An 8,828-nucleotide genomic window follows, 5' to 3' on the forward strand; every position below is an offset into this window, starting at 1 on the left:
CGGCGACGCTCCCAGCACGCCTACGTTGCCGCCCAGGTCGACCATGGCCGCCGCTACCCCCGCCGCGCCCAGCGCGTCGAGCGCGCGGTCCACCGCGAAGCCCTTGGCGATGGCGCCCAGGTCCAGCCGCATGCCCGGCCTGGTGAGGCGCGCGCTCGCGCCCGCGGCATCGTAGTCGATGCCCCGGTGCCCCACCAGAGAGGTCGCGGAGTCGAGCGTGGCCGGCGCGGGGATGGCGCCGCGCTCGCGGTAGAACCCCCACACGTCCACCACGGGGCCCACGGTCACGTCGAACGCGCCGCCGCTCGCCTCGCCCCACTCGAGCGACGCCGCCAGGACGCGCGCCGTCCACTCGGAGACGGGCGTGCGCTCGGCGCCGCCCGCGCGCCGGTTCAAGAGCGAAAGCTCGCTGTCAGCGCGGTAGTTGGACATGAGCGAGTCCACCGCGGTGACGGCGGCGCGGGCGGAGTGGATGGCGGCCGCGGCGGCAGCGGAGTCTGGGTGCCAGGCGACGACCTCCAGGAGCGTCCCCATGACCGGCCAGGCGCGCCGGACCTCGGCCAACTCGCCGGCCGCGGAACGGGCGGCACGATCGCCCGTCGCGCCGGGTCGCTCCGCGCTCTCTTCTCCGCCGCAAGCCGCCAGCGCCAGCGCCAGCGCGGCGCACGCCGGTCCCCTCACGCGGCGGCTGGCCTGCGCGGCTCGCCGCGCGCGAACCACATTTCGCGCAGCGGCCACCCCACCAGCACCGCGAAGACGATCGTCATGAGCGTGGTGCCGGTGATCTGCAGCCAGCCGAAGCCCGGCCCCACGTAGCGGATCAGCCACGGCGACGCGGCGTCCACCAGGACCGACGCGAACGCCGCCACGTAGACCCACAGCTTGACCGAGGAGCGCACCGGCACGAGCGCGAACAGGTGGCACAGCACGAAGAAGAAGAAGGCCTGCCCGAACAGGTGCGGGTGGGTGGCGTCCAGCAACTCCAGCGGGGACTTCTCGAGCAGGTCGACGCCGTTCCCGCGCATGTAGGAGGCGGCGCCCGCCGGGCTGAGACCCGTGCGCACCCAGTGGTTGAGAACGCCCACCGCCAGGGCCAGCGCGGACACGCCCAGGAACGCGGTGATCAGCACGCGGATGTGCAGACCCGCGCGGCGGAGCGAGAAGCCCTGGTAGGTGAAGAACTGGGTCACGGCCGTTCGCTCGGCGCTACCGGGCCGCCGACCACTCCTCCACAACGACCAGGATCTTGCGGACGCCGGCGTTCACCGAGCGCACCGAGATGGTGGCCCCGCTGATGTTGACGATGTCGCTGTTGATGCGGATGGCGTCCGACGAGTCCTTGCCCCGGTACTGCCGCAGGAAGCGCTGCCGCTGCACCTGGCCGCCGCGGCTCTCGCGGTACACCAGGATGGCGGTGTCGCGCACGCGGAGATCGGGGCTCACGCCGACCATGAGGGTGATCGGACGATACTTGCCGCGCTCGTCGGTGACGACCGCATAGCCCATGAGACCGGAGGCCGAGCGCACCTCCATGATCTCGTAGCGCGGCTCGAAGAGGCGCCGGCCGAGCCGCTCCTCCATGGACGCGCGCCGCTCCGCGCTGGGGCGCCAGGCGGTCGTCTCGACCGCGGCGTGCCCGGGGAAGACCTCGCGCAGCGCCTCCTCCACGGTGAGCAGTACCCGCTCCTCCGGGTCCGGAGCGCGCGCGAACTGGGCAGCGGCCGGGGTGGGCACAAGGGAGGCGACGCCGAGTCCGAGCCCGGCGGCGAGCAGGAGAGCGCCTAACCCGCCGGCGCTCCGCGTACAGTGACTGGGTGAGTCCTGTTCCATGGCCTCGTTGAGAACGAATCTCATTCTCTATTGTAGCCTGGCGCCCGCTGGCCCGGCAACCCGCGCCGCGGCGCGTCCGACGACGCGTTCCGGGTCGAAGCGCGGCCCCCGCTCCCGGCGCGCCCACATCTCCCACATCGCCAGGGTCGAGAGCCCCGCGGCGAGCGCCGGCTGGGCCAACAACGCGCCGCTCGTCGGGGCTGCCCACCCGGCCCCCGCGAAAGCGACCAGGAAGGGTGAGGCGGACAGCACGACGGCGCCCGCCACGTACGCCAGCAGCAGGCCGGTGCCCAGCCGGCGCGCGACCCCCGAACGCGCCATCACGGCGCCGAAAATCAGCAGCGCCAGCGCGTACGTGGTGAGCGCCAGCCAGGCGTCGCCCAGCACCTCCTCGAAGCCCCGCGGGAAAAGCAGTACGGTGGCCGCCGCGTCGCCCTCGTTGCCCCGATACCACTCCGCAATGGCGCGCGGCGACAGGCCGGTGCGCGCCGCCTGGTGGGCGGTGTGCGCCGCCGTGCCGGCGGTCATGAACAGCAGCACGCCGGTGTACAGGACCCGGTAGCCCGCGCTCAAGCGGTGCAGGGTCAGCACGGGCGGCCGCCGCGGTTCCGCCCGAAAGGCGCGCTAGAAATAGGACGCCAGCGAGAAGAAGATCTTCTGCTCCGCGTCGCCGAACTCGCCCGCGGCGTCCTGGAACCAGTCGGTCAGGAGGTCCACCTTGAACGCGGTCTCCTCCACCGGCCGCCAGTTGAGCCCCAACGTCAGCCGCCGCTGCCGGGCGTCGTCCAGGTCGCTGTCCAGGTCTATCTCGCCCCAGCGGCCCACCGCGGTGAACACCGAGCTGGGGAACATGCCGATCGCGCCCTGGCCGAAGTGCAGATTGGCCTGCGCGTAGTAGCCGAACTGTGCATCGGCGGTGCCGGCGGGCGCGTCCAGCGTGGCCCACGCGGCTTCGCCGAGCAACTCCACGGGGCCGCGTGTGAAGATCGCGTCGGCGGCGGCGATGGTGAGCGTCTCATCGCCCGCGAGGCCGAGCGCTGCTTGCTCGTCCGCGTCGTCGGGCGCGTACACGCCGTGGTGCGCCGAGGCGCCGACCTCCACGCCTAGCACCGGCGAGTAGCCGATCCGTCCCACGACGGATTTCTCGGCGTTGTTGTCGGTCTCGACGCTGCCCCGCCCCGAGCGCAGCCGCGCCTCCCCATCGCCCGCCAGCAGGTCCGCGTCGAAGCCGTTCACCACGTACGCCTCGTACGTCACCACGGCGCTCTCGCTGGGATAGATGGTCCCGAAGAAACCGACGCCCGCCTCCGACAGCGTGGTGGGAATGATCTGGCGGTTCACCAGCGGACGCTCGGTCAGGTCGTTCACCGGCGAGTCGTGGACCAGGTTGAACTTGCCCAGCGGCGACAGCAGGATGCCGCCGCGCAGGTTGATCCAGTCCGCGAAGGACACGTCGAGCGCCGCGAACTCGACCTTGATCTCGTCGGCGCCGTGCTCGAACTCGAGCTCGGTTCCGAAGTGGATGCGGTCGGTGATCTCGGCGAAGATGAACGGGATCAGGCGGTGCTGGTCGAAGGTCAGCTCGTCGGTCTCGAGCGCGGCCTCCAGCTCCAGGTCCACGTAGCCGCCCACGGCGGCGCCGCCGCCCTGCCACACGAACGGCCGGCCGTAGATGCCGGACACCGTCCGTTGGCGCTGGTCGGGGACCGCGCCGCGCCGCTCTTCGGCGTGCATCTCTCCGGTCAGGCGCCCCTCCAGCAGCGCCGCCTGCTGCGCCACCAGCAGCTCCAGGTCCTCCAGCCGCTGCCTCAGCTCTTCGACTTCGGCCTCGAGCGTGTCGCTCGGCTCCTGGGCGGCCGCCGGCGCGGCCACCCCAGGTGCTCCCAGGGACGCGCTCGCTACCACCGCGAACGCGAGAATGTATTTTCGCATCGCACTCTAGTTGATACTGATTCTCATGTAGCTCCATGGGCAAGCTCGCGCGCGTGGGGCGTGGCGTCAAGAGCGCCCGGTGGACGGACGCGCCAGCGCCGGCGAGACCACGCGACGGCCCCCCGCATTGACCCCGGCTGACGCCTTTGCGTATGCTGATGGACGGGCGGCGCGGCACCGGCCGCGCCCGGCGATCGGCTCCCGATCAGAGGCTCACATGGCGTTTCTGCCGCTCCGGAAGGTCCCCGTCGCCGGCGACGCCGAGCGCACCTACGAGGCGTGGCTCGGGGACATCGCCGACGCGCTGACGGACCCGGCGTGCGACCGCGACGAGCTGTGCCGGACCGTCCTCACGGACCTGTACTTCCCGCACCTGCGCGACTCGGAGCCGGGCGATCTGAGCGCGGGCGGGAGGGTCTCCCTGCTGCAGATGGACCCGCGCAACGTCACGCTCGAATCCGAGTACTACGAGGACCTCGATCCCGACCAATACCGTCCGGTGAAGCCGCTCCTGTGGCTCTGGGAGATGTTCGACAAGAGCGCCGTGGGAGAGAACATCCACGTCGGCATCAAGTTTCGGCGCATCCTGGCGCAGCACGTCTTCCGTTCCTGCGGCAAGAACTTCAAGTGCTTCCACCACGTGAAGTTCTCCTTCGGCTACAACATGGAGGTGGGCGACGGCGTGGTGATCCACCGGCACGTGCTGCTGGACGACCGCGGCGGGATCAAGCTGGGCAACAAGACGTCGGTGGCCGATTTCGCCAACATCTACAGCCACACGCACGGCCTGGGCGACCAGCGCGATGTGTTTTCTCCCGCCACCATCCTGGGCGACGGCGTGCGCATCACCTACCACGCCACGGTCCTCGCTGGCGTGCACGTGGCCGATGACGGCATGGTCGGCGCCATGGCTCTCGCCACCAAGAACGTGGAGTCCGGAGAGGTCGCGGTGGGCATCCCCGCCAAGCCCAAGTTCAGCAAGCCGCCCATGGAGGAGCGTCCCAAGCACCCCGGGACGACGGACCCGCTGGCGGAGGATTAGCCTCACCCGGAGGAGGTCAGGGCAAGCCGCCACGGGCCGCGATCCGCTCCATGGCGGGCTCGCTGACGAATCGCGGATCGTGAAACCGGCGGCCCCAGGACAACGGCGTTACGTCGCGGCATGCGCGCAGCACCGGGTCGCCGTACCCCGGGTGCAACGCCTTCCGCAGCGAGGCGCGCGCGTTCGGGTCGGCGCCCCGGTCCAGCAGCAGCTCGGCCCAGAACGCCAGCCGCTCGGAGCCGGATCGATTCCACCAGTAGTTGGGCTGCGACACGACGGCCGAAAAGAGCGGGGTGTGCCCACCGAACCCCTCCGCGTCGGTCCCTGCCGTGGCGTTGGAATCCGCCCCCTGGTCGAGGAGCCAGCGGCCGATCTCCTCTTCGTCGTAGTCCACGCACATGTGCAACAGCGTGGCGCCACCAAGCGGGGTCCCGTGTGTGGCGAACACCTCGTCGTGGCAGCCCAGATCCGGCGGATAGATGTCCTCGTGTGAGAAGCGACGGCTCAGCAGATCCGGATCGCGCCGAAGGTGCTCTCGAAGCAGGTCGATCCGGCCTCGGTGCACCGCCATCGGCGGTGTATCCGGCAGCGTCAGCCCGCGCTGGACGTACGCTTCCAGGATGCGGTGCTTGGAGGGGGGCTTTCGGCTGTCGCTCTCCAGCACCACATCGACCGGGGCGAGTCGCTCCCCGCGCTCTCCCACCACAGGCGCCCCGAGCTCGAGGACGAGTCGTGTCCCGTGTTCGCTGAGCGTGTACGCAGGTCCGCGCAGGAGGCTGGAGTCCGGCCGAGGTGATCCCATCAGAGAATGGACGAGCCGGGCAGAACCCACCTGTCCCTGTAACGCTGCCCGATCCAGCGCCTTCTCGTGATCGCGGGCGCCGAGGTCGTGCAGGAGACGGATGAGGGCGTCCCGGCCGAGGTTGGCCGCGTAGCTCATTGGCGGACCCCAACTGCTGCGCTCGGTCCCGAGCGCCATCTCGTGCAGCAAATTCGGGTGCGCCCGGATCAGCGCCTCGAGCCCGGGGACGTCATCCGCCCAGATCGCGTCCACGACTCGGCAGGCGCGTACCAGGCGAGGCCAGCTCCGCACGCCATACGTCCGGGCTAGCGCAAGCTGGGCGTCGGCCAAGCGGATGCCGGGCTTGAGCCTGCCTGCGGGGTGGAATGCGATGAATTCTGCGACCGCCGAAGCCTTCCCCTCCCTCACGTCGCGGAGTAGGTCCTTCGCCTGGCTCTTGAGCTGCTGGAGATTGGGGCGTACCCCGAAGTGACGGCTGGACAAGACGAGCCTCCCCGTGCTCTGCCCGGTGTCCGCCGGCGACGGGCGCAAAGGAGGTTCGCTGGCGCGCGGCAACGCTCTTCCCCGCGCCGCAACCCGCAACGTTTTCGTACTGGGCCAGGTGGACTCCGTCCTGCCCGCGGACCGGCGGCGCCCTGGTGCGCCTTATCGAACCTAGCGGCCGGAGTTCGAGCAGTCGACTACTGCGAGGCCGGAGAGCGGAGCCGAGGCATCGGGGAGCCGCTGCGCCTGGACAAACTCTTGACATCCTGGCCCCCAACCGCGACCGTTGGTCGTCAGCCCCCGAGTGGGGCTTCCAGGATCTCAGAGGGTGGCGACCTCGAACATGAGGTTGGCGCCCTTTATTATTGTGGCCACGGTAGGCCACGAACCGCGCGGGGGTTCCGCGCAAACAGGGCAGTCGGTAAGTACGGATTGATCGTTACTCCGAACTGCACAGCCAAGGAGCGCGATTAATGCGTGCCAAGGGTACAGTAAAGTGGTTCAACGACCAGAAGGGTTTCGGATTCATCACGCCGGAGGACGGTAGCAAGGACTGCTTCGTTCACCACAGCGCCATTCAGGCGGAGGGCTTCAAGACCCTCGCCGAGGGCGCGAGCGTCGAGTTCGACATCGTTGACGGGGCCAAGGGTCCCGCGGCGGAGAACGTCGTTCAGCTCTAAACGAGCGAGATCGCCCCTAGGGGCGATGGCCACTTAGCTGGCAAAGGGCCGTCCCGGCAACGGGGCGGCCCGTTTTTTTTTGGTGACCGACTCGCTCGAGGTCGAGGGGGCAGATGCTCCATTTTCGCGATTTGCAACTCGTTCGAATCTCGAACGAGTTGCTGATTCCCGTCGGAGCAGGTTATGCGCCTCTCCACCCTCGTCCCGTCGAACCACCCACTAGAACGGCACCGGTCTCCCGGTTTCGGCCTTCGCCCTGGCGGCCTCGATCTGAGCGTCGGTCAGCCGCCCGCGATCGGTGCCCGGGCAGCCCGCCGCCATGAGATTGCCCTCGGGCGGGCAGTCGACGTGCTCCAGCGTGAGCGAATGCCCCAGCTCGTGCGCCAGGATCCGCCCCGGATCGTTGATTCCGGCGGGGTCCACCTCGGACGACACCAGCGCCGGGATGCTGGGAACGAAGACCCCCGGCGCCCCGGACAGCGCGGTAAGATCGTCCACGATGAACGCGTCCCAGCGACCGCCGCTCAACTCGCCGCGCGGCAGACCACCCGCGATCACCGAGAGCGGCACCGGTCCGCCGGCGAGAGCGGCCTCGATTTCGGCCTCGGCGCCGATCGCCTCGCGCACCGTAAGATCGAGCGTGAAGCGGATCCCGGCGCGGGCCCAGATCTGGTTCGAGCGATCGAGTAGCGCCCCAACCTGCGCGTCGGTCGCGTCGCTGTCGATCTGGTCGACCCGAGACGACAGCACGTGGACCCGAAGCGGCAGCTCGATCAGAGTGAGCCCGCCGGGCATGGCCGGGTCGCCCGATGCACAGGCCGCGAGCGCCAGCGCCGCGCCGATAATCGCCGGGTACGTCAGTGCAATTCGCATGTAGGGAGGCCTGTGAGCCGGGGCATTTCAAAGGGCCGAACAGCGTCGCCTCAGTAACGAGCCCGGCGACGGGACCGGTTCCCCTACTCGATGTCCCTTGAGAAGTGGTAGGAACTGATGTTGAGCTTGCGGCCCATGTACAGCCTGTGCGCAGCGTAGCGATGCGTTCCCGAATCCAGGTGGAACTGGTCGCAATCCAGTTCCCGCGCCCGTTCGAGCAGCCAGTCCAGCAAAGCCCCGCCGTAGCCCCGCCCGCGCGCCGAGGTCGCCGTGATCAGGTCGTCCAGATAGAACGTCCTACCCCACGCCAGGTACTCCGCGACCCGGTAGCCGGCCCCCGCCACGACCGCGCCGTCCTCCTCGATGTACGCCATCGTGTAGCCGTGCTCGCGCCGCTGGCGCTGCACACGCTCAACGAAGTCGTCCTCGGCCAGGTGCGGCCGCAGCTCCGAGAAGCCCGGGTAACACGCACGGATGGCCTCCTCGGACTCGGCGATGCGTATGGTCGGTTGGCTCACGAGGACAGCTCCTCAGAGGTCGCTGGCCTCTCCTTCTCGCCGCCGTCCCCTCTCGCCGGCACGAGGCTGACCCGGAATTCGGTCCGCCCCGGGCGCGACTCAACGGATACCTCTCCACTGTAGCTGCGCAGCAACCGCTGCGTGATGTCCAGGCCCAGGCCGGTGCCCTGGCCGGGTGGCTTGGTGGTGAAGAAGGGGTCGAAGATGCGGGGCTGCACGTCCTGGGGGATCCCGGGTCCGTCGTCCACCACGCTCACCACGACGCGGTCCAACTCTCGGCGCGCTTCGACCTCCACGCGGCCGGACTCCGGGACCGCGTCGAGCGCGTTGTCGATCAGATTCATCCAGACCTGGTTCAGCTCGCCGCCCGTGGCGTGCACGCGCGGCAGGCCGGCTTCTATCTCCAGCGTGATGGCGGCGCCCTTGGCCTTGGCCTTGGACGCCACCACCCGGACGGTATCGCGCAGGCCCGGCTCGACCTCCACGGCCTCGGGGCCGGCCAGGTTGTCCATGTAGGTGAACTTCTTCACCGCGCCCACCAGCTCGTGGATGCGGGTGGCGGCCTGCTCGATGTCGGTCGCCAGCGAACGCGTGGCGCAGCCGACCGCTATCCAGCGTAGCGCGGCGTCGAGCGCGTCGCCCGACATGGCCTCGGCGAGGGCGTCGAG

The 8,828-nt window shown here is 69.7% G+C and carries 11 protein-coding genes; 2 read left to right on the forward strand and 9 right to left on the reverse strand.

Going from position 1 to position 8,828, the window contains the following annotated elements; translation table 11 throughout:
• The 5 genes from ABFS34_14875 to ABFS34_14895 all read right to left on the reverse strand — a co-directional run.
• The coding region (locus ABFS34_14875; GenBank protein ID MEN8376708.1) for an FAD:protein FMN transferase at nt 1-681 on the reverse strand (681 nt) is incomplete at its 3' end.
• On the reverse strand, nt 678-1,190 hold the full coding sequence (locus ABFS34_14880) for a hypothetical protein (GenBank protein MEN8376709.1): 513 nt from the start codon (nt 1,188-1,190) through the stop codon (nt 678-680). The genes ABFS34_14875 and ABFS34_14880, both read right to left, overlap by 4 nt.
• 16 nt (nt 1,191-1,206) lie before the next feature.
• Nucleotides 1,207-1,854, reverse strand: a complete 648-nt coding sequence (locus ABFS34_14885; protein ID MEN8376710.1) for an FMN-binding protein — start codon at nt 1,852-1,854, stop codon at nt 1,207-1,209.
• A 3-nt stretch (nt 1,855-1,857) separates the two neighbouring features.
• Nucleotides 1,858-2,421, reverse strand: a complete 564-nt coding sequence (locus tag ABFS34_14890; GenBank protein ID MEN8376711.1) for a hypothetical protein — start codon at nt 2,419-2,421, stop codon at nt 1,858-1,860.
• 33 nt (nt 2,422-2,454) lie between these two features.
• Nucleotides 2,455-3,762, reverse strand: a complete 1,308-nt coding sequence (locus ABFS34_14895) for a hypothetical protein (GenBank protein ID MEN8376712.1) — start codon at nt 3,760-3,762, stop codon at nt 2,455-2,457.
• A gap of 217 nt (nt 3,763-3,979) precedes the next feature.
• On the opposite strand from ABFS34_14895, the gene ABFS34_14900 reads away from it, so the two are divergent.
• Complete coding sequence (locus ABFS34_14900) at nt 3,980-4,804, forward strand: acyltransferase (GenBank protein ID MEN8376713.1); 825 nt, start codon at nt 3,980-3,982, stop codon at nt 4,802-4,804.
• Between the two features lie 16 nt (nt 4,805-4,820).
• On the opposite strand, the gene ABFS34_14905 is transcribed toward ABFS34_14900, so the two are convergent.
• Nucleotides 4,821-6,089, reverse strand: coding sequence for an ankyrin repeat domain-containing protein (locus ABFS34_14905; GenBank protein ID MEN8376714.1), 1,269 nt, complete (start codon nt 6,087-6,089; stop codon nt 4,821-4,823).
• A gap of 473 nt (nt 6,090-6,562) precedes the next feature.
• On the opposite strand from ABFS34_14905, the gene ABFS34_14910 reads away from it, so the two are divergent.
• The gene (locus ABFS34_14910; protein MEN8376715.1) at nt 6,563-6,769 is read left to right on the forward strand and encodes a cold shock domain-containing protein; all 207 of its coding nucleotides are present in this window, start codon (nt 6,563-6,565) and stop codon (nt 6,767-6,769) included.
• Nucleotides 6,770-6,988: 219 nt separating this feature from the next.
• Here ABFS34_14910 and ABFS34_14915 read toward each other — a convergent pair whose 3' ends face one another.
• The 3 genes from ABFS34_14915 to ABFS34_14925 all read right to left on the reverse strand — a co-directional run.
• Nucleotides 6,989-7,642: a hypothetical protein gene (locus ABFS34_14915; protein ID MEN8376716.1), complete on the reverse strand. Its 654-nt coding sequence runs from the start codon at nt 7,640-7,642 to the stop codon at nt 6,989-6,991.
• Nucleotides 7,643-7,725: 83 nt separating this feature from the next.
• The gene (locus ABFS34_14920; GenBank protein ID MEN8376717.1) at nt 7,726-8,160 is read right to left on the reverse strand and encodes a GNAT family N-acetyltransferase; all 435 of its coding nucleotides are present in this window, start codon (nt 8,158-8,160) and stop codon (nt 7,726-7,728) included.
• Nucleotides 8,157-8,828 (reverse strand): ATP-binding protein (locus tag ABFS34_14925; protein MEN8376718.1); only part of this gene is annotated, 672 nt, incomplete at its 5' end. The genes ABFS34_14920 and ABFS34_14925, both read right to left, overlap by 4 nt.

The sequence above is a fragment of the Gemmatimonadota bacterium genome, assembly GCA_039715185.1.
Taxonomy (GTDB): domain Bacteria; phylum Gemmatimonadota; class Gemmatimonadetes; order Longimicrobiales; family RSA9; genus DATHRK01.

Coding starts and splice junctions, on each gene's coding strand:
- ABFS34_14895 (MEN8376712.1), bottom strand. CDS start 3,762: ATGCGAAAATACATTCTCGCGTTCGCGGTGGTAGCGAGCGCGTCCCTG.
- ABFS34_14915 (MEN8376716.1), bottom strand. CDS start 7,642: ATGCGAATTGCACTGACGTACCCGGCGATTATCGGCGCGGCGCTGGCG.
- ABFS34_14885 (MEN8376710.1), bottom strand. CDS start 1,854: ATGAGATTCGTTCTCAACGAGGCCATGGAACAGGACTCACCCAGTCAC.
- ABFS34_14900 (MEN8376713.1), top strand. CDS start 3,980: ATGGCGTTTCTGCCGCTCCGGAAGGTCCCCGTCGCCGGCGACGCCGAG.
- ABFS34_14910 (MEN8376715.1), top strand. CDS start 6,563: ATGCGTGCCAAGGGTACAGTAAAGTGGTTCAACGACCAGAAGGGTTTC.